This is a genomic window from Asticcacaulis biprosthecium C19 (assembly GCF_000204015.1).
Lineage (GTDB): Bacteria > Pseudomonadota > Alphaproteobacteria > Caulobacterales > Caulobacteraceae > Asticcacaulis > Asticcacaulis biprosthecius.
Genome location: NZ_GL883078.1, coordinates 486,056 through 504,127 on the forward strand (window position 1 = coordinate 486,056; position 18,072 = coordinate 504,127).

Annotated in this window: 16 protein-coding genes; 5 read left to right on the forward strand and 11 right to left on the reverse strand. The window is 61.2% G+C overall.

Features of this window, described 5'->3' with window-relative positions; translation table 11 throughout:
- Positions 1–201: 201 nt before the first annotated feature.
- Together phbB and ABI_RS12680 are read right to left on the reverse strand one after the other, a co-directional pair.
- Positions 202–924, reverse strand: coding sequence for an acetoacetyl-CoA reductase (gene phbB, locus ABI_RS12675; protein WP_006273403.1), 723 nt, complete (start codon positions 922–924; stop codon positions 202–204).
- 149 nt (positions 925–1,073) lie between these two features.
- Positions 1,074–2,249 carry an acetyl-CoA C-acetyltransferase gene (locus tag ABI_RS12680; RefSeq protein WP_006273404.1) on the reverse strand — a complete coding sequence of 392 codons (1,176 nt, stop codon included), beginning with the start codon at positions 2,247–2,249 and terminating at the stop codon, positions 1,074–1,076.
- 405 nt (positions 2,250–2,654) lie between these two features.
- Between ABI_RS12680 and phaR the strand changes: the two genes are divergently transcribed.
- Both phaR and ABI_RS12690 read left to right on the forward strand, forming a co-directional pair.
- Entirely contained in the window at positions 2,655–3,287 is a 633-nt protein-coding gene (gene phaR / locus ABI_RS12685) for a polyhydroxyalkanoate synthesis repressor PhaR (RefSeq protein ID WP_006273405.1), read from the forward strand.
- Between the two features lie 44 nt (positions 3,288–3,331).
- A complete protein-coding gene (locus ABI_RS12690; RefSeq protein ID WP_006273406.1) occupies positions 3,332–3,595 on the forward strand; it encodes a hypothetical protein in 264 nt (87 codons plus the stop codon).
- A gap of 228 nt (positions 3,596–3,823) precedes the next feature.
- Here the strand turns inward: ABI_RS12690 and ABI_RS12695 are convergent, their stop codons facing one another.
- The gene (locus ABI_RS12695) at positions 3,824–4,339 is read right to left on the reverse strand and encodes a hypothetical protein (protein WP_006273407.1); all 516 of its coding nucleotides are present in this window, start codon (positions 4,337–4,339) and stop codon (positions 3,824–3,826) included.
- A 32-nt stretch (positions 4,340–4,371) separates the two neighbouring features.
- Positions 4,372–5,109 (reverse strand): glycosyltransferase family 2 protein, encoded by a 738-nt coding sequence (locus ABI_RS12700; protein ID WP_006273408.1) that lies wholly within the window; start codon positions 5,107–5,109, stop codon positions 4,372–4,374.
- 118 nt (positions 5,110–5,227) lie between these two features.
- Between ABI_RS12700 and ABI_RS12705 the strand changes: the two genes are divergently transcribed.
- The gene (locus ABI_RS12705) at positions 5,228–6,976 is read left to right on the forward strand and encodes an ArnT family glycosyltransferase (protein ID WP_245531346.1); all 1,749 of its coding nucleotides are present in this window, start codon (positions 5,228–5,230) and stop codon (positions 6,974–6,976) included.
- Between the two features lie 30 nt (positions 6,977–7,006).
- Here ABI_RS12705 and ABI_RS12710 read toward each other — a convergent pair whose 3' ends face one another.
- The 7 genes from ABI_RS12710 to ABI_RS12735 all read right to left on the reverse strand — a co-directional run bounded on the left by ABI_RS12710 (position 7,007) and on the right by ABI_RS12735 (position 14,639).
- On the reverse strand, positions 7,007–7,705 hold the full coding sequence (locus ABI_RS12710; RefSeq protein WP_040309224.1) for a VIT1/CCC1 transporter family protein: 699 nt from the start codon (positions 7,703–7,705) through the stop codon (positions 7,007–7,009).
- A gap of 88 nt (positions 7,706–7,793) precedes the next feature.
- Complete coding sequence (locus tag ABI_RS12715) at positions 7,794–8,801, reverse strand: glycosyltransferase (RefSeq protein WP_006273411.1); 1,008 nt, start codon at positions 8,799–8,801, stop codon at positions 7,794–7,796.
- A gap of 2 nt (positions 8,802–8,803) precedes the next feature.
- On the reverse strand, positions 8,804–10,738 hold the full coding sequence (gene thrS, locus ABI_RS12720; RefSeq protein ID WP_040309225.1) for a threonine--tRNA ligase: 1,935 nt from the start codon (positions 10,736–10,738) through the stop codon (positions 8,804–8,806).
- Between the two features lie 118 nt (positions 10,739–10,856).
- On the reverse strand, positions 10,857–11,093 hold the full coding sequence (gene yidD, locus ABI_RS24480; protein ID WP_006273413.1) for a membrane protein insertion efficiency factor YidD: 237 nt from the start codon (positions 11,091–11,093) through the stop codon (positions 10,857–10,859).
- Between the two features lie 174 nt (positions 11,094–11,267).
- Positions 11,268–11,693, reverse strand: coding sequence for an iron-sulfur cluster assembly scaffold protein (locus tag ABI_RS12725; protein ID WP_006273414.1), 426 nt, complete (start codon positions 11,691–11,693; stop codon positions 11,268–11,270).
- Between the two features lie 38 nt (positions 11,694–11,731).
- A complete protein-coding gene (locus ABI_RS12730) occupies positions 11,732–13,345 on the reverse strand; it encodes a cisplatin damage response ATP-dependent DNA ligase (protein WP_006273415.1) in 1,614 nt (537 codons plus the stop codon).
- Between the two features lie 283 nt (positions 13,346–13,628).
- Entirely contained in the window at positions 13,629–14,639 is a 1,011-nt protein-coding gene (locus tag ABI_RS12735) for a ligase-associated DNA damage response exonuclease (protein WP_006273416.1), read from the reverse strand.
- Between the two features lie 225 nt (positions 14,640–14,864).
- Here ABI_RS12735 and ABI_RS12740 point away from each other — a divergent pair, with 225 nt between their 5' ends.
- Both ABI_RS12740 and pdeM read left to right on the forward strand, forming a co-directional pair.
- Positions 14,865–17,303: a ligase-associated DNA damage response DEXH box helicase gene (locus ABI_RS12740; RefSeq protein WP_006273417.1), complete on the forward strand. Its 2,439-nt coding sequence runs from the start codon at positions 14,865–14,867 to the stop codon at positions 17,301–17,303.
- The gene (gene pdeM, locus ABI_RS12745) at positions 17,287–17,994 is read left to right on the forward strand and encodes a ligase-associated DNA damage response endonuclease PdeM (protein ID WP_006273418.1); all 708 of its coding nucleotides are present in this window, start codon (positions 17,287–17,289) and stop codon (positions 17,992–17,994) included. The genes ABI_RS12740 and pdeM overlap by 17 nt, the downstream gene beginning before the upstream one ends.
- Positions 17,995–18,072: the final 78 nt, after the last annotated feature.

The window sequence follows — 18,072 nt, forward strand, 5'->3', positions numbered from 1 at the left end:
GGCCTCGCCGACAGGCAAAGCGGTGGAGGATAAGTAAAAAGCGCGTGCCGTTTGGCACACGCCCTTCTTGATTCCTCTGTAGACTGAGCCGTCAGGATGCGGCGAAAACCGTTAGCTTTTGAGCACCCGCCGCGACGTGTACATCTCGTACACGAGCAAGGGCGCGCAAAAAGATGACGGTTTGCAGCCCATCCTCACGGCTCAGAGCATGTGCTGGCCGCCATTGACGGCAATGGTCGCACCGGTGATGAAGCTGGCCATGTCCGATGCCAGGAAGGCGCAGATTTCGGCGACTTCTTCCGGCGTGCCCAAACGGCCGACCGGAATACCGGCGACGATCTTTTCCAACACCGCCGGCGCGATGGCCGAGACCATTTCCGTCGAAGTATAGCCAGGCGCGACGCAGTTGACGGTAATGCCCTTGTTCGCCGATTCCATGGCCAGGGCCTTGGTAAAGCCGATCATACCCGACTTGGCGGCCGAATAGTTGGTCTGGCCGGCCTGGCCCTTTTGGCCGTTGATCGACGAGATGTTGATGATGCGGCCGTAGTTGCGCTCGCGCATGCCTTCGATCACCTGACGCGTCATGTTGAAGACGCTGTCCATATTGGTGTGGATGACCTGCTGCCACTGCTCCAGGGTCATCTTGTGGAAGAAGCCGTCGCGGGTGATGCCGGCATTGTTGACCAGGACCTCGATCGGCCCAAGTTCGGATTCGACTTCCTGAACGGCGCGCTTGCAGTCATAGAAGTTGTCGACCGAACCCTTGACGATCATGACATTGAGTTCTTCGGCGACCTTGCGGGCATTTTCTTCGTTACCGGCATAGCCGGCTGCAACCGTAAGGCCAGCATCCTTTAAACGCTTGACGATGGCCTTGCCGATGCCGCGCGTACCGCCGGTGACCAGTGCAACTCTTCCCATATTCTTAATCTCCCTTATGCCCCTCGGACGAGCGTCGTCATGATGAGGCGAAAATTATTGGCTGGCGAGAAACGGAGCGGAGCGTACTTAAGTACGTGAGCACCGTCTCGCAGCCAGACGATGATTTGCAGCCCATCAGGGCGGCGCGACTAGGCTTCTACGGCCAGGGCCACACCCATCCCGCCGCCGATGCAAAGTGTTGCCAGGCCCTTGCCGCCACCGCGGCGCTGCAACTCGTGCAGCAGGGTGACCAGAACCCGCGCGCCCGAAGCGCCGATCGGGTGGCCGATGGCGATGGCGCCACCGTTGACATTGACCTTGGCGACGTCCCAGCCCAGGTCGCGATTGACCGAGATGGCCTGGGCGGCAAAGGCTTCGTTGGCTTCGATGACGTCGAGATCGGAGATCGACCAGCCGGCTTTCTTCAAGGCGTTCTGGGTGGCCTGGATCGGGCCGGTGCCCATGATGGCCGGGTCGACACCGGCGATGCCGGCAGCGACGATGCGGGCCAGGACTTTAAGACCACGCTTGTCGGCTTCGGCTTTCGACATCAGCACCACGGCGGCGGCGCCGTCATTCAGGCCCGACGCGTTGGCGGCGGTAACGGTGCCGTCCTTGCTGAAGGCCGGGCGAAGACCGGAAATGGCGTCGTAGGTGACGCCGTGGCGGATGAATTCGTCCTTGTCGACGACGACGTCGCCCTTGCGGCCCTTAATGGTGTAGGGGGCGATTTCGGCTTCGAACTTGCCGCCCTTCTGGGCTGCCTCGGCCTTGTTCTGCGAGGCGACGGCGAACTCGTCCTGTTCCTGGCGGCTGATGCCGTACTTGGTGGCGATGTTCTCGGCGGTCGTGCCCATGTGATAGTTGTTGAAGGCGTCCCACAGGCCGTCCTTGATCATGGTGTCGACCAGGTTCAGGTCGCCCATCTTCTGGCCGGCGCGGATGTAGGCGGCGTGGGTCGACATTGACATGCTTTCCTGGCCACCGGCCACGACAATGGCGGATTCGCCGAGCGCCACCTGCTGGGCACCCAAGGCAACCGCACGCAGGCCGGAGCCGCAGATCTGGTTGATCGACCATGCCGGCGCGTCATAGGGAACGCCCGCCTTGACCGAGGCCTGGCGGGCCGGGCCCTGGCCCTGTGCCGCCTGGAGCACCTGGCCCAGGATGACTTCGTTAATGTCCGACGCCTGCAGGCCGGCGCGTTCGATGGCCGACTTGATGGCGTGGGCGCCCAGGTCGTGGGCCGCAATGGCGGCGAAGGAACCGAGGAAGGAACCGACCGCGGTACGGGCGGCGGATACGATGACAACGTCTGTGGACATGCGGAGAACTCCCTGTGGGACACGGCGGGGCTGGATGGGGGCGGCTTAAGACACCCCAGACGCGAAATCAAGTTTCCCGTTTCCCCGAAGCCTTGAACTGTGGTTTCCTATTGTAAGTCTTTTCGTGACAGACACTTGCCCGATGTTGACGGCCGCGTCACCCCCTATCCGGTACGTCCGGATACGGTTTCAGTCAATTTTTTGTGCGCAACATGGGTTGCAGCATCAAATGCTGCGGCACAGAGCATCGTTTTGCACTTAACACATTAAAATAATTGATCTTTTACTCATATTACAACACCTCTTTACGCACTAGCACAAAAGGGTTTATCGTGGTGCAAAATCAAAGCGGCTAAAGACCGCAAAATCCATGCAAAAACTCAGGTAGCATTGGGAGTAAACGCAGTGAGTGAAACAAAACCCCGTAACAAGCGCGCCGAGGGCGACCGCGTCATTATCAAGAAATACGCCAACCGCCGGCTCTACAATACGGCGACCTCGTCCTATGTCACGCTCGACAACCTGTCGGACATGGTGCGGCAAGGCATCGATTTCGTGGTGTTCGACGCCAAGACCGGCGACGACATCACCCGTTCGGTCCTGGCCCAGATCATCTTCGAAGAAGAAAGCCGCGGGCAGAACCTGCTGCCGATCCAGTTCCTGCGTCAGTTGATCAGCTTCTATGGCGACAGCATGCAGAACCTGTTGCCGACCTATCTCGAAATGTCCCTGGATGGTTTCGCCAAGCAGCAGGAGCGTTTTCGTTCGCAGTTTTCCCAGGCCTTCGGCGGCACGCCGGCTCTGGGATATTTCGATGAGCAAGTGTCGCAGAACCTGGCCATGTTCGACCGCGCCATGCGGATGTTCTCGCCCTTCTCCTTCGCCAATGCGGCAGGGGGCTCGACGGTCGCTGCTACTGAAGGCCTGGATCCCACTCCGGCGGCTGCGGCTCGTTCCGACTCCGACCAGGTTCGCGAACTGCGTGAGCAGATGGAAGCCATGAAGGCGCAGATAGATCAACTCGCCAAAAAGTCCTGACTCTCGGATCGTTTTTTAAGAGATATTGCGGCATAGTGACGGGCATGAGCGAGTCCAAATCCTCCCTGCCCGTCCCGTCCGGCCCGGTCATCGACCATGCCACCGGTAAACCTTCACGCAAGAAGGCGGCGACCGGAGTCGACGAAGGTGCCTTTGCCGCCCAATTGCTGAGCGGCGGCGAGAAGCGCGGCCTGAAGGGCGGGCCTGAAACCCTGGAGCGGGCAAAAACGACCTATCTCAAGTCGGAATATTCCGGGTCAAACGACCGCCGTCCGCGTCCCGGTCGGGTCACGAAGACTGAAATTTAACCCTATTTTGAACGGCACGTTCCTTGCACGGCCGGTGGCTCCTTCTGAGTGGAGCCGAGCGTGTCCCGTCCTGCCAAAGCCTTGTTTCTTGCCTCGCCGCGTTTCTGGACCCGCGCGTTTGATACCTTGATGGTGACCATCATTTTTTCGGTGTTCGGATAGTCGGTCCAAATAAGAAAACCCCGGCCTTGCGACCGGGGTTCCGTAGGAAGCACTGACAACCGAACCTTACGCCCCGAAGTCGATATCTTTCCGAGCCGAGATGGCGGTGACGATAAAGCCCGCCAGAACGTCCATCAGGGTCATGCTGGTCAGCAGGAAGAAGGTCGAGGTCGCGAACGGCCGCAGCAGCAAAAACTCCACCAGGCAGACGATGAACAACACCATCGACAAAGAGTGGTTGATGATCGCCACCTTGTCCGACTTGGTCGACTTCAGCAGTTCGAAGAACAGACAGATCAAGGCACCCAGCAGGATGATGTCGCTGATCGACACGGTCCACTTGGTGCCAGGCGACGGCATCGGCAAGCTGAACAACGGCTGAATCATGGCATTGTAGGCCGATCCCGCGTCATTGCCGCTGAACATGGCGAAAACCGCCAGAACGTTGTAGACGAACCACGGTATAAGCAGGAGCGGAAAGGCTGTAATCACGCTGATTTCCTTTTTTGATTTCGGAGCCGGTTCGTCGTACATGCCGATAGCAACTTCGCGTGCAGCGAGATCGCGATGATCAATGGCCATGATGAGTCCCTCGTAACCCCCGTCTGGCAACCCTACCGCCCGGATTCGGTGACCTTCCCCGGTTTGCGATAACGGCTGTTCAACCACATTACACCGGGAAGGTCCGCTAGCGCCACTGCCAAACGGCCCAGATTGGTATATTTTGACTGACCTGTTGTACGTAAGCGATCATCCACCGGCTCGGACAACACACCATACCCCTCCCGCGCGATAAGCGACGGCATGTAACGGTGCATTTGATCGAAATAGGGGAGTCGCAGAAAAACCTGACGGCGGAACGCCTTCAACCCGCAACCGGTATCGTCGCAGCCGTCGTTCAAAAGCGCCTTGCGGATGCCGTTGGCCCAGCGCGAGGCCCATTTTTTCGACAGCTTGTCCTGGCGGTTGCGGCGGATGCCGGCGACCATGCCGATATCGTCCGGCGCCGCCGCCAGGACCTGGGTCATGCGCGCCGCATCGGCCGGCGGGTTCTGACCGTCGCCATCGAGCGTGACAACGACATCGCCACGCGCCGCGAGGACGCCGGTGCGGATGGCGCCGCTTTTGCCGACATTCTTGCCGTGATGCAGCACGCGGATCTGCGGAAGGGCGGCCATGGCCGCGTTCAGCCGCGCCAGGGTGTGGTCGGAGCTCGAGTCGTCGATAAAGACGACCTCAAAGCCATCTGTGCCGTAAACCTTTGAAAACTCCGCTACAATTTCCTCGGCGACTTGCACACAGGCGCCTTCTTCATTATGAACGGGGACGATGACGGAGACGGATGGGGGCATATGCAGGGAATACTTAAGTCTTTGCGGCGGATAGGATTTTCATCCTGTCTTATCGTTTCCGCCCCCGTGCGTAAACAGGCATTTGCCCTTCACAGGCTCTGCGCTTAAAAGGGTTGCCATGTCCGCCGCATTCTCCATGCCCAATGTCAAGGCCGCCCTCAGCCGGCTAATGCATACGGAATTTTTCGGCCAGGCCTCGCGCGGCCTGCGCGGTCCGCTGATCGCGGCCCTGCTGGCCTTCCTGGTTGGTCTGCCCTGCGCCCTGATCATGCCACCGCTGGACCGCGATGAATCGCGCTTCGTTCAGGCGACGTCGCAGATGCTGGAGACCGGCGACTATATCAATATCAGCTACCAGGACGGCCCGCGGCACAAGAAGCCTGTCGGGATTCACTGGATGCAGGCGGCAGCCGTCAAGCTGACCTCGACGGTCGAGGCTCGCAAGATCCTGGCCTATCGCTGGCCGTCGCTGCTGGGCGCAGCGCTGGCCGCCTTTGCCTGCGCCTGGGGCGCGTCGCGGGCGTTCGGGACCCGCATCGGCACTAAGGCCGGCCTCATCTTTGCCGTCAGCTTCATGTTGTCGACCGAAGCCTTCTGGGCCAAGACCGATGCCGTGCTGACCGGTCTGCTGACCCTGGCCATGGCAGCCCTGTCCATCATCTACATGCGCACACGCGATGTGGACAAGGCCGACCCGCCGCCCAAACTGGGCAAGGAACTGTGGATCTTCTGGCTGGCGACCGCCTTTGCCATCCTGGTCAAGGGGCCAGTGGCCTTCCTCATCCTTGCCCTGCCGATCCTGACCCTGTGGGGCTGGGATCGTCGCATCACCTGGGTGAGGTACCTCAATATCGGCTGGGGCTTGATCCTGTGCCTGGCCATCTGCGGCCCGTGGGCGGTGGCCATCACCATTACCACCGACGGCGCCTTCTGGACCGGGGCGGTGGGCCATGATCTGAAGACCAAGCTGGACGGCGGGTCGGAAGGCCATTTCGGTTGGCCGGGCTATCACACCCTGCTCCTGGCCATCACCATGTTCCCGGCTTGCGGGTTGCTGGGCGGCGCCATCCAGACAGCCATCCAGCGCCGAACCGAGCCGGCGATACGGTTTGCCGTAGCGTGGTTCCTGCCGGCCTTCCTGTTTTTTGAGATCATGCCGACCAAGCTGCCGCACTATACCTTGCCGACCTTTGCCGCCCTGTGCTGGCTGGCGGCGGTGTCGCTGGACCTGTCGCTGAAGACCTGGGCCAAGATTATCAACCTGGTGTTCGGTCTGTTGGGCGGGGTGCTGCTGACGGGCCTGGCGTGGTATGGCTACAAGGAATATGGCACTCAAGGCTCCCTTCTTCTGCTGGTCGCCGTGGGAGCCTCAGCCCTGGTCCTGATGATCTTCGCCGCCTGGCTGTTGCTGCGCAACCAGCAGCGGACGGCCTTCGGCTTCCTGCTGGCCTCAGGTATCATCGCGCATCTGAGCTTCGTCAGCCTGGCGGCTTCGCTGACGCCGATTTGGGTGTCACGCAAGATGGAGGCGGCCCTGCAGGCGCACAAGCTGGACCCCCGGCTCGGCATTGCGCCGGGGCCTGTTGCCACCCTGGGCTATTCCGAGCCAAGTCTGGTGTTCGAGATGGGCACCAAGACGCAGTTGCTGAACGAAAACGCGCCGGCGGCCGTCAAGGCGCTTAAGGAGGGCCGGCCTGTCTTCGTCGAGTCCCTGCAGGAGGCGGAATTCCAGAAGGCTGCCAAGGCTGACGGCGTGGTACCCCGCGTGGTGACCAAGGTGACTGGCACGAACTATAGCAATGGGCGCGACGTGGTGATTACACTGTATGACAACCCGCTGCCGGAAGCTGTCAGACCGGCTGAGTAGAACGATCGCGCCGCGTCTGGCTGTGCGAGCTTAAACGCTGGCGCCAAACAGGCGCCCGACGAGCGCCGTCACCGCCATGGCCAGTGCCCCCCAGAAGACAACCCGCGCGGCGGCCTTCCAGGCCACCGAGCCTCCGGCCGTCGCCCCGATGGCACCCAGAATGCCCAGGAACACGAGCGCGGAAGCCGTCACACTCCAAAAGGCGAACGGTCTGGGACTTAGCAACAGGGCCACCAGGGGTAAGGCCGCACCCGTGGCGAAGGTCGCCGCGGAGGTCAGCGCTGCCTGAATTGGACGCGCCTGGGTATGTTCGGAAATGCCAAGCTCATCGCGGGCATGGGCACCAAAGGCGTCGGTTTCCATCAGTCGCGCAGCAACCTGTTCCGCCAGCTCACGTGGCAAGCCGCGTCCGACATAGATCTGGGTCAGTTCCTCAAGTTCGGCTTCAGGAAATTCCAGAAGTTCCTGGCGTTCACGGGCCAGATCCGAGCGTTCCGTGTCGGCCTGAGAACTGACCGACACATATTCACCGGCGGCCATTGACAGAGCACCGGCGACGAGCGCCGCGACACCTGTGACAACCACCGTGCTTTTGTCGGAAGAGGTCGCCGCCATGCCGGCGATCAGACTAGCCACCGAGATGATCCCGTCATTGGCGCCCAGCACCGCTGCCCGCAGCCAGCCGACCCGGGACATGAAGTGACGTTCCTGCGCGCTGTGTTTTGGCATTGACGGGTCCTTTGGCGGCGTGTCGACGACCATTTGACATGATCTGCAGGCGGTTGCCCATGATTGAGATCAATCGGACGCCTGGGCCCTACTCGGCGGCGACGTCGTCTTCGTCGTTCTTGAGTCGCGGCCGGACAATGGCGCGGGCCACCGACACCCCCAGGATCACCGGCGTCAGCAGGGTGACATAGGCCTTGCGCCAGAAGCCCTTGGCGCGCTTGTGGAAATAGTAGCACAGCCCCATGCCCTTGTTCCATTCCACATGCAGCGGCTCGACGCGCGAGGTGTGGCCGACATGCATGACCTCGGCCTTGGGATGGAACAGCACGAGACCGCCGCATTCCCGCGCGCGCCAGCACAGGTCGACATCTTCGACGTGCAGGAAGAAGTGCGAGTCAAAACCCTTCAGCCGGGCAAAGTCGCGCTTGGACACGGCGAAACAGGCCCCGGAAATCGTCGGCACGGCCTGAGGTACGTCCGGCAGGTCATTGCCTTCATAGTGGATTTCGAACTTCTGCAGCTCCGGCACGAGCTTGGACAGCCGCGTCAGGGCCAGCAGGGTGGTGACCGGCGTGACCTCGCCGCGGCGGGCACCACGCTGCTCCGAACCGTCCGGATTGAGCAAGCGCGAACCGACAATGCACGGCGACGGCTGACCGCGCGCCGACTCGACCAGACGCTTGATGCAGCCCTGTTGAAGCAAGGCGTCGGGGTTTAGGAAGACCAGCCAGGGCTGGTTGGCAAGGTGAGCGCCCAGATTGGCTGCCTTGGCGAAGCCGATATTGCCATGGCCCTGGACCAGCAGGATGTGGTCGTATTCGTCGTTCAGGTCGCGCAGTTTCTGCGCCGCCTTTTCCGAGGAGCCGTTATCGATGATGATGAACTGCTGGACCTGCGGGTCGTCCAGAACCTTTTCGATCGCCTCGAACAGGACCTTGCCCGTGTGGTAGACGATCATGATCACGCTGACGCCGTCGACCGTCTCATCGTAGGGCGACATGTCGAGATGTTGCAGTACGAAGTAGTGCGCTTCGCTGGTTGCCAGCTTGCGCTCCTTCAACATCTCCACAATCGACGGCGGCAGGTTGTGATTCATGGTTAATCACTCTGCTTCAAGTCAGGCGGGGTTGCATCTGTTTGCAACCGCTGGACGGCATCGGCAAGCGACAGGATGGTCTGGCCGTCAGAACCCAGGAAGCGCAGGGCGACTTCGCCGGTTTCGGCTTCCTTGCGGCCGACCACGGCGATCACCGGCACCTTGGCGACCGAATGTTCGCGGACCTTGTAGTTGATCTTTTCGTTGCGCAGATCGGCCTCGACGCGCAGGCCTGCGGCCCGAAGGCTTTGCGTGACCTTTTCGGCATAGGGGTTGGCGTCCGAGGTGATCGGCGCCACCACAACCTGGACCGGGGCCAGCCACAGCGGGAACTTGCCGGCGAAGTTTTCGATCATGATGCCGATGAAGCGTTCGAACGAGCCCAGGATGGCGCGGTGAAGCATGACCGGACGCTGGCGCGAGCCGTCTTCGGCGACATATTCGGCATCAAGGCGTTCCGGCAGGACGTAGTCAAGCTGAAGCGTGCCGCAGGTCCATTCGCGACCGATGGCGTCCTTGACGATGAAGTCGAGCTTGGGGGCATAGAAGGCACCGTCGCCTTCGGCGATGACCGGTTCGACCCCGGCCTGCTTGGCAGCCTCGGCCAGCATGCCCTCGGCCTTGTCCCAGAACGCGTCCGAACCGGCACGGATTTCCGGGCGGGTCGCCAGGTTGATATAGGCCGTTTCCATGCCGAGATCGGCGTGGATCAGCTTGGTCAGGCGAACGAACTTGGCCGTTTCCTCGACGATCTGGTCTTCGCGGCAGAAGATGTGGGCATCGTCCTGGGTAAAGCCGCGCACGCGCATCAGGCCGTGCAGCGAACCCGATGGCTCATAACGGTGGCAGGCGCCGAACTCGGCCATGCGGATCGGCAGTTCCTTGTACGAACGCAGGCCGACCTTGAAGATCTGAACGTGGCCCGGACAGTTCATCGGCTTCAGCGACAGGGTCTCGCCTTCGACGGTTTCACAGACGAACATGTTCGCACGATACTTTTCCCAGTGACCGGACTGTTCCCAGAAGGAGCGATCGAGGACCTGAGGCGTCTTGACCTCGACATAGCCCGAGGCGTCGAGGCGGCGGCGCATATAGGCTTCGAGCACGCGCCAAAGCACCCAGCCCTTGGGGTGCCAGAAGACCATGCCGCGGCCTTCTTCCTGCATATGGAACAGGTCCATAGCGCGGCCGATCTTGCGGTGGTCGCGCTTTTCTGCCTCTTCGATGCGCTGGATGTAGGCTTCCAGGTCGGCTTCTGACGACCAGGCGGTACCGTAGATGCGTTGCAGCTGGGCATTGTTGTGGTCGCCGCGCCAGTAGGCGCCGGCCAGCTTGGTCAGTTTGAAGGCCTTGCCGATAAACTTTGACGACGGCAGGTGCGGCCCCAGGCACAGGTCCTTCCAGGCATCGCCGTGGAAATAGACGCTGATGTCCTCAGACTCCGGCAGGTCGCGGATAATCTCGGCCTTATATTTTTCGCCGATGGATTCGAAGTGGGCGATGGCGTGGTTGCGGTCCCAGACCTCGCGGCGAATCTTCTCGTCGCGGTCGACGATCTCGCGCATCTTGGCTTCGATCTTGGGAAAGTCGTCGGTCGAAAACGGCTCGTCGCGGGCGAAGTCGTAATAGAAACCATCGTCAATGGCCGGACCGATGGTGACTTGGGTACCCGGAAACAGTTCCTGCACGGCCTCGGCCAGGATATGGGCCGTATCGTGACGGATAACCTCAAGCACTTCAGGGGCTTCACGCGTCAAGATGTCCAGCCTCCCCCCGTTCTCGAGTTGTCGGTCGAGGTCCAGAAGAGCCCCGTCCAGTTTGATCAGAACCGCCTTCTTGGCCAGAGATTTCGAAAGGCTTTCGGCAATCTGTCTGCCGGTTGTACCCCTCTCGAAGGAGCGAACAGCGCCGTCGGGGAAGGTCAAGTCTATCGTCATCTCAGTCACTTCTTAGCTGGCGACCTGTAGCCCTTACGGCGGGCTTCATCGCGCAATAATTTTCATAAAGATTCGATGTGGTCTTAATAAAACCATCTCGAACCGGCACTCGTAACCGCTACCTGTCACCTTTCGGCGGCACCGGGTCGAACCCGTAGCCTCCACCGGGACGGCAGCGGCAGATACGTCGGATTCCCATCCAGGCACCGGCCACAGGACCGTGCTGGATCAGGGCATCAGCCATATACTCGGAGCAGGTCGGCCGAAAGCGGCAGCCCTGCCCGATATAGGGCGACAGGGTAATCTTGTACGCCCGCAAAGCCGCGCGAACGGACCGTTCATACAAACCGGACATGCGGAAATAAAGCCTGGCCTACGTCAAAAAATGCCGCACACGACGGTAGTTACGCGAACTTCATCCCAACCCTGGTTGTATACGAACCTATTTCGACGGTGAAAGCAACCCCCGAAACGAGGGGACTATGTTGCAGTGCGATAATAGTTGCACGATTGTAACGGCGGTGCGGTATTAAGTCCGGGCGTTACCCATCGCTTCAGCCGTTGCTTCGAGGGCAAGAAGAGTCGAAGCATGGCGGGCCGGAAAATCCTTCACGCTGGCGAGGATCCTCAAATCCTCGAAGCGTTCCGGGAAGGTAACATCCTGCCCCTTCAGCAGACCGCGCAAGGCGTCCCGCGCCGACAGGATTTCGTCCCGTGTAGCGCCTATAACATGCTGGCTAAGGATGGCCGCGGCTGCCTGGCCCAGGGCGCAGGCCTGCACCTCCTGAGCGAAGTCGATGATCGTATCCCCGTCCATGGTCAATTCGACGTGGATGGTTGAACCGCACAACTTCGCCGTCCGGTCAGCCGTGCCGTGAGGATGGGCCAGCCGGCCGACGTGTTGAAGTTGGGTGGTACGGCGCAGGATTTCGCGGGAATAGAGCTCATCGATCATGCCTCTCAGATAGTGGATGCAGCCCCGAAAGGAAAGGGTCAGGTTAGAAGGCCTTCCAAGGCGTCCATGCGGTCGGCGTCCTGGGCGGGCTTGTCCCAGCGGATGCGGCTGATACGCGGAAAGCGCAGGGCATAGCCCGACTTGTGCCGCGTCGAGCGATGAACAGCGTCGAAGGCGACCTCTAAGACCAGGTCCTTGCGCACCTCACGGACCGGGCCGAAGCTTTGCAGGGTATTGTGGCGCACCCACTTGTCCAGTTCCTTCAGTTCGGCATCGGTGAAGCCAAAATAGGCCTTGCCGATCGGCAGCAACTCGTTGCCTTTCCACAGGCCAAAGGTGAAGTCTGAATAGAAGGAGGAACGTTTGCCGGAACCGCGCTGGGCATACATCAGAACGGCATCGACCAGCTTCGGATTGATCTTCCACTTGTACCACGGCCCGGTCGGGCGGCCGGCGACATAGGCGCTGTCGCGGCGTTTCAGCATGACGCCTTCGATGACCGAGGCATTGTCGACACTGCCGCGGAAAGATTCCAGTTCGGCAAAGTCCTTGTACCGCAGGTCGGGCGACATACGGATTCCCGCCGGCTGGTGGTGCTCCAGCGCCGCCTGCAGCAGGGCGCGCCGAGCGGCATAGGGTTGCGACCGAACGTCCTCGCCTTCCAGCATCAACAGGTCATAGGCGATGATGCCGGCGGGATATTCTTTGATCAGTTTGGACGACGGGCTCTTGCGGCCCAGGCGTTGTTGCAGGTCATTGAACGTGCCCAGGTCATCGCCGCGCAGCACCAACAGTTCTCCATCCAGAACGGCATGGAAGTTGAGGTGTTCCAGCACATCCGGGAAGGTATGGCTGATGTCGTCGGCGGTGCGGGTGAACAGGGCGCGGCCGATGGCGGAATGGACGACCTGGACGCGGATGCCGTCGTACTTCCATTCGGCGGCATAGGTTTCGGGCAGGATAAGTCGATGATCCTTCTCTTCCAGCGGATGTGCCAGCATCACCGGCGTGTAGGTCAGTTTCTCATGCACCACCGGCGCGTCAGCGCGGCCTTCCAGCCAGGCGAACAGGTCTTCGTAGGGCGGGTCGACGCCATGCCACAAGGTTTCGACCTGTTCGACGGGCTGGTTGCCGTACTTGGCCAGGACCTGTTTCAGCAGCCGCGCCGAAACCCCGATGCGCAGGGAGCCCGTGCCGATTTTCAGCAATGCCCAACGCTCCGGTGAGGTCATGCAGTCCAGAAGATCGGCGACATAGGCCGGCAGGTCCGCCTTCGGTTTGTGACGTAAGTTATGAACGACGTCGCTCAAGGGCGGCAGGCGGCCTTCCGAAGCTTCAGCCGTGGAATCTTCGTTTGCGCTAACGCTTCGCTCCTTGAGCGCAGACGGCCACAGATGTGCGACCGTCTCCGACAATTCGCCGACGTAGTCCTGGCTCATGGCCAAAAGGTGCGGGTCGGTGCGGGCGCGGATCAGCTCCAGCACCATACCGCGCTTGAAATTGGGCAGGGACAGGCTGTCGGCGATGATGGCGACCGCAAAGCCACGGTCGGGATCGGGTGTGGTGGCAAAATAGTCGAGCAGCAGGCGTTCCTTGCCCGACGTGGCGGGCTCGAAATACAGCCGTTCGAGAAGGCGGGAAAAGGCTCTCATGAGAACGCCAGCCCGGTTGCAGGCAAGGTCTTGCTTATACCTCCCCGCGCCCTTCGCGTGGGGAGGGGGACCATGAGCAAGCAAAACGAAGTGCAGCGGCGCGAAATGGTGGTGGGGCGCCTTGTTGTAGGCGCGATAGCCATTGAGATTTGGGAATGAAAAAGAAAGTCGCCCCACCACCACATCTCGGCCTTCGCTACGCTGCGGCCTCGTGCGGTCCCCCTCCCCACGCGAAGAGCGCGGGGAGGTATAAGGAATGACAAATGATGGAAGCAGGTGCGCATCACTCGCTGTCGTCCTCATAGCCGATCAAGTGGAGGGCCTGGGCCTTCAGGCCCATCTGCTGGGCAGCATAGACCAGGGCATCGTCACGACCATGCGTCACCCAGATTTCGGGGGCGCCGACATCGCTCAGGGTCTGCAAAAGCTCGTCCCAGTCGGCATGGTCGGACACGACCAGAGGCAGTTCCACGCCCTTCTGTTTGGCGCGTGCCCGGATGCGCATCCAGCCGGACGCCGCGACTGTCAGGACGTCGGGTAGTTTGCGCGACCAGCGGTCCTGCAACGCCGAGGGCGGACACAGGACGATCTTGCCGGCGAGGGTTTTGGCGTTTTCGGGCGTGACCAGATCCCACGGCCCCAGATCGATGCCGAAATCCCGGTATAGCTCACACAACCGCACCATGGCGCCATGCAGGTAGATAGTCTCACCGTAGCCGGCGCGCCGCATAGCGACCATCATGCGCTGGCACTTGCCCAGGGCATAGACGCCGACCAGGTGGCAGCGCTCTGGAAACTGGCGCAGCGAGGTCAGCAGCTTGACGATTTCGTCTTCCAGCGGGGGATGGCGGAACACCGGCAGGGCAAAGGTGGCCTCAGTGACAAAGACATCGCACGGCACGGGTTCAAACGGCACACAGGTCGGATCGGCGCGGCGTTTGTAGTCGCCGGAAAAAACGATGGTCGCGCCATTGTATTCCAGCCGCGCCTGGGAGGAGCCCAGGATGTGACCGGCCGGATGCAGGCTGACTTTCACACCGTTGATGTCGACGGCCTGACCGTGGGTGAGTGGATGTTCGGCGATGGTTGCGTGGGTTTCGCCGTAGCGGGCACGCATGATGGCCAGAGTTTCGTAGGTGGCAAAGACGTCGCCGTGGCCGGCGCGGGCGTGGTCGGCATGGCCATGGGTGACCACGGCGATTTCAGCGGGGTGCATGGGGTCGATGAAGAAACCGCCCGGTTTGCAGAAGACGCCTTCCTTGCGGACTTCGATCCAGTCACGGGGGTGGGTCATACGACACCGAGGTTCATGGCACACCGATTTGGTAGGCTCGGCGCCAAGAAATCCCCCACCGTCTCGTGAGCTGGCGCTCACGATCCACCTCCCCGTATAATGGGGAGTATAAGACATAAGGAATTGTGAGGCGGGTGGTCTTCCAGAGCTTCATCCACTCGCCTTTTTCCTGCGTATGCCAAAGCGAGATTGCTCCCTTATACTTGGATACTTACATAACGGATCATGGCGGCTATCCCTTCGCATTTCCGGCAGTGGTTCGACCAGCAGGACTGGAAGATCCTCCCCCACCAGAAGGCGATGGCGGAACGCTACCGCCAAGGCCTGTCGACCCTGCTGACCGCGCCGACCGGTACCGGCAAGACGCTGGCAGGGTTTATTGGCTCGTTGATCGACATCGATGCGCGCAGGCCCAAGGGACTGCACACCCTCTATATCTCACCGTTGAAGGCATTAAATTACGATATCGAACGCAATGTCGTGGCGTTGGTCAAGGCGTTGAACCTGCCCGTCACCCTCGAGTCACGGACCGGCGACACCTCCGCCTATCGCCGTAAGCGCCAGCGCGCCAAGCCGCCGCATATCCTGCTGACAACACCGGAATCGCTGATGCTGCTGTTGTCTTATCCCGATGCGGCGGAGATGTTCGGCTCGATCGAGGCCGTCATCATCGACGAGATCCACCAGGTTGCGGCATCCAAACGCGGCGACCTGATTGCGCTGGCCCTGGCGCAGTTAGAGGCGTATCGGCCGGGCTATCGCCGCATCGGCCTGTCGGCGACGGTGGCCGAACCGGACCTGTTTTCAATGTGGCTTGGGCCGACCGGCGCGCCGGTACCGCATCTCGATAGCCCCGGTGGCAAGCCACCCAAGGTCCATATCCTGAAAACGATGGAAGCCATTCCCTATGGCGGCTTCATGGCCAAATACGCGGTGCCCGAGATCATGGCCGAGATCGTCAAGGCGAAGACCACCATCGTCTTCGTCAACACCCGCGCCCAGGCCGAACTGCTGTTCCAGTTGCTGTGGGAGGCCAATGACGAGGCTTTAGCCATCGCCATCTATCACGCCTCCCTGACGCGGGAGTTGCGCGCCAAAACTCAGGCGATGATGGCCGAGGGCAAGCTGCGCGCCGTCGTCGCCACGGCGGCGATCGAACTGGGCATCGATTGGGGCAATGTCGATGTCGTCATACAGGTCGGGGCGCCCAAGGGGGTATCGCGGCTTCTGCAACGGATCGGCCGGTCGAACCACCAGGTCGATGTCCCGTCGAAGGCGTTTCTGGTGCCGGCCAACCAGTTCGAGGTGCTGGAATGCGAGGCCGCGATATCCGCCATCGCGGCGCGGCACCTTGACGGCGATGAGCCCCTGCCCGGCGCCCAGGACGTGGTCATCCAGTTCATCATGAACGCCGCCTGTTCGGCGCCGATCACGCCGCACGGACTGCACGATATCGTCGCCCGGTCGTGGTCGTACCATCATCTGAAATATGAACAGTTCGAGGAGCTGTTCCAGTTCGTCATCGACGGCGGCTACGCCCTGCGCGCCTATGACCGCTGGCATCGCCTGGTCAAGCGGGATGGTGCCTGGGTGCCGTCGACGCCGCAGATGATCCAGCGGCACCGTCAAAACATCGGCGTCATCATCGAGGCCGGCAAGCTGAAGGTACGCAAGATACACGGCCGCGGCGGGCGCTATCTTGGCGAGATTGAAGAGCAGTTCGGCCAGTCGCTCAGCCCCGGCGACACCTTCTATTTCGGCGGCGAGGTGCTGGCCTTCGAGCGCATCCAGGACATGACGCTGCATGCCAGGGCCAGCACGGCGAAGGAACCGCGGATACCGACCTATTCGGGTGGCCAAATGCCACTGTCGACCTTCCTGGCCGACGGCGTGCGCGGACTGTTGCAGGACGAGGATGCGCTGAATGGGTTGCCGAAACTGGTGCGCAACTGGCTGATGCTGCAGGCGCGGTTCTCACAACTGCCCGACCGCAAGAGCCTGTTGGTCGAGAGCTTTCCGCGCGGCATGCTGTTCGCCACCGTGCTCTATACCTTCGAAGGCCGGCGGGCGAACCAGACTCTCGGCATGCTGTTCAGCCGGCGCATGGAGCGATTGGGCTTGCATCCCTTGAGTTTCACCGTCACCGATTACGGCCTGGCGATTACCAGCGTGAAGGCGGTCACCGGCGAGAGCATTTACGAGTTACTGCGCGCCGATATTCTCTCCGACGAACTGGAGGAGTGGTTGAGTGAATCGCCGATGCTGAAGCGATCGTTTCGGCGGGTGGCGACGATTGCCGGTCTGGTCGAACAGAATCACAACTCGGCGCGCAAAACCCTGAAACAGGTGACCTTCTCGACCGACCTGATCTATGACGTGCTGCGCAAGTATGATCCCGGCCATGTTCTGCTGGCCCTGACCCGGGCCGATGCCGAGCGCGAACTGCTGGATCTGGACCGCCTGACCGACATGATTTTGAACTTCCAGTCGCATATCGAATTCCGCGCCCTGCCCCGGCCATCGCCGATGTCGCTGCCGGTAATCCTGGACGTGCGCACCGAACGGCTGCCCGGTGGCGGGCTGGAGGCGCTGCTGGCCCAGGGCGATGTCGAGACCCAGGCCGAACGGATGATGGCGGAGGTCGAACATGGCCTCATGGCTTGAGGTCGCCTTTGCCGGTCATTATGTCGTGCTGGATGCGGAACTGGGCCTGTACTGGGCTGAGAAAGAGACCCTGGCGGTGTCGGATCTTCACCTCGAAAAGTCGACCTTCCTGGCGCAGTTCGGCTCGGCCATCCCGGCCTATGACAGTCATGATACCCTGGTGCGGCTGGAGCGGTTGATCGCGCGATATCAGCCGAAGGTGCTGATTCTGCTGGGCGACACCTTTCATGACAAGGCGGCGTGGGCGCGGCTGGAAGACCGGACGCGGAAGCAGCTATTGGAGTTATGCGGGTCGGTTGAGCATTGCTGCTTCGTCGAAGGCAATCACGATGTCGGGGTGACGGTCGATCCCTCTTTATGTTTTGCGGACGACTATGTTGTAGACAATGTACTTTTCAGCCATGAACCGGCAGTGTCGGACCTGCCGCAGGTGATCGGGCATTTTCATCCCAAGCTTAGGACGTCGCTGCATGGGCATAGGCTGAGCGGCAAGTGTTTCGCGATGAATGAGCGGTTGCTGATCATGCCAGCGTTTGGGAGTTTTACCGGCGGGCTTGAGCTGACGCATGCGGCGTTTACGGATTTGGCGAAGGGTGATCCCTTGAAGCCTTACCTAGTCTACGGAAAGACGGTGGCGGCAGTGCCGCTGATTAGGCCCCTCGCCCCGCCTGCGGGGAGAGGGTTGGGGTGAGGGGCATGGGCGTCTTCGGAGCACTCCGTCCTCTGACAGTCCCTCACCCGATCGCCCGCGCTTCGCTCGGCTCTCGTC

Bases quoted from the DNA above. Each gene is read 5' to 3' on its own strand.
- phbB (WP_006273403.1), bottom strand. From the start codon at position 924: ATGGGAAGAGTTGCACTGGTCACCGGCGGTACGCGCGGCATCGGCAAG.
- ABI_RS12680 (WP_006273404.1), bottom strand. From the start codon at position 2,249: ATGTCCACAGACGTTGTCATCGTATCCGCCGCCCGTACCGCGGTCGGT.
- ABI_RS12690 (WP_006273406.1), top strand. From the start codon at position 3,332: ATGAGCGAGTCCAAATCCTCCCTGCCCGTCCCGTCCGGCCCGGTCATC.
- ABI_RS12695 (WP_006273407.1), bottom strand. From the start codon at position 4,339: ATGGCCATTGATCATCGCGATCTCGCTGCACGCGAAGTTGCTATCGGC.
- ABI_RS12700 (WP_006273408.1), bottom strand. From the start codon at position 5,109: ATGCCCCCATCCGTCTCCGTCATCGTCCCCGTTCATAATGAAGAAGGC.
- ABI_RS12705 (WP_245531346.1), top strand. From the start codon at position 5,228: ATGTCCGCCGCATTCTCCATGCCCAATGTCAAGGCCGCCCTCAGCCGG.
- ABI_RS12710 (WP_040309224.1), bottom strand. From the start codon at position 7,705: ATGCCAAAACACAGCGCGCAGGAACGTCACTTCATGTCCCGGGTCGGC.
- ABI_RS12715 (WP_006273411.1), bottom strand. From the start codon at position 8,801: ATGAATCACAACCTGCCGCCGTCGATTGTGGAGATGTTGAAGGAGCGC.
- thrS (WP_040309225.1), bottom strand. From the start codon at position 10,738: ATGACGATAGACTTGACCTTCCCCGACGGCGCTGTTCGCTCCTTCGAG.
- yidD (WP_006273413.1), bottom strand. From the start codon at position 11,093: ATGTCCGGTTTGTATGAACGGTCCGTTCGCGCGGCTTTGCGGGCGTAC.
- ABI_RS12725 (WP_006273414.1), bottom strand. From the start codon at position 11,693: ATGATCGATGAGCTCTATTCCCGCGAAATCCTGCGCCGTACCACCCAA.
- ABI_RS12730 (WP_006273415.1), bottom strand. From the start codon at position 13,345: ATGAGAGCCTTTTCCCGCCTTCTCGAACGGCTGTATTTCGAGCCCGCC.
- ABI_RS12735 (WP_006273416.1), bottom strand. From the start codon at position 14,639: ATGACCCACCCCCGTGACTGGATCGAAGTCCGCAAGGAAGGCGTCTTC.
- ABI_RS12740 (WP_006273417.1), top strand. From the start codon at position 14,865: ATGGCGGCTATCCCTTCGCATTTCCGGCAGTGGTTCGACCAGCAGGAC.
- pdeM (WP_006273418.1), top strand. From the start codon at position 17,287: ATGGCCTCATGGCTTGAGGTCGCCTTTGCCGGTCATTATGTCGTGCTG.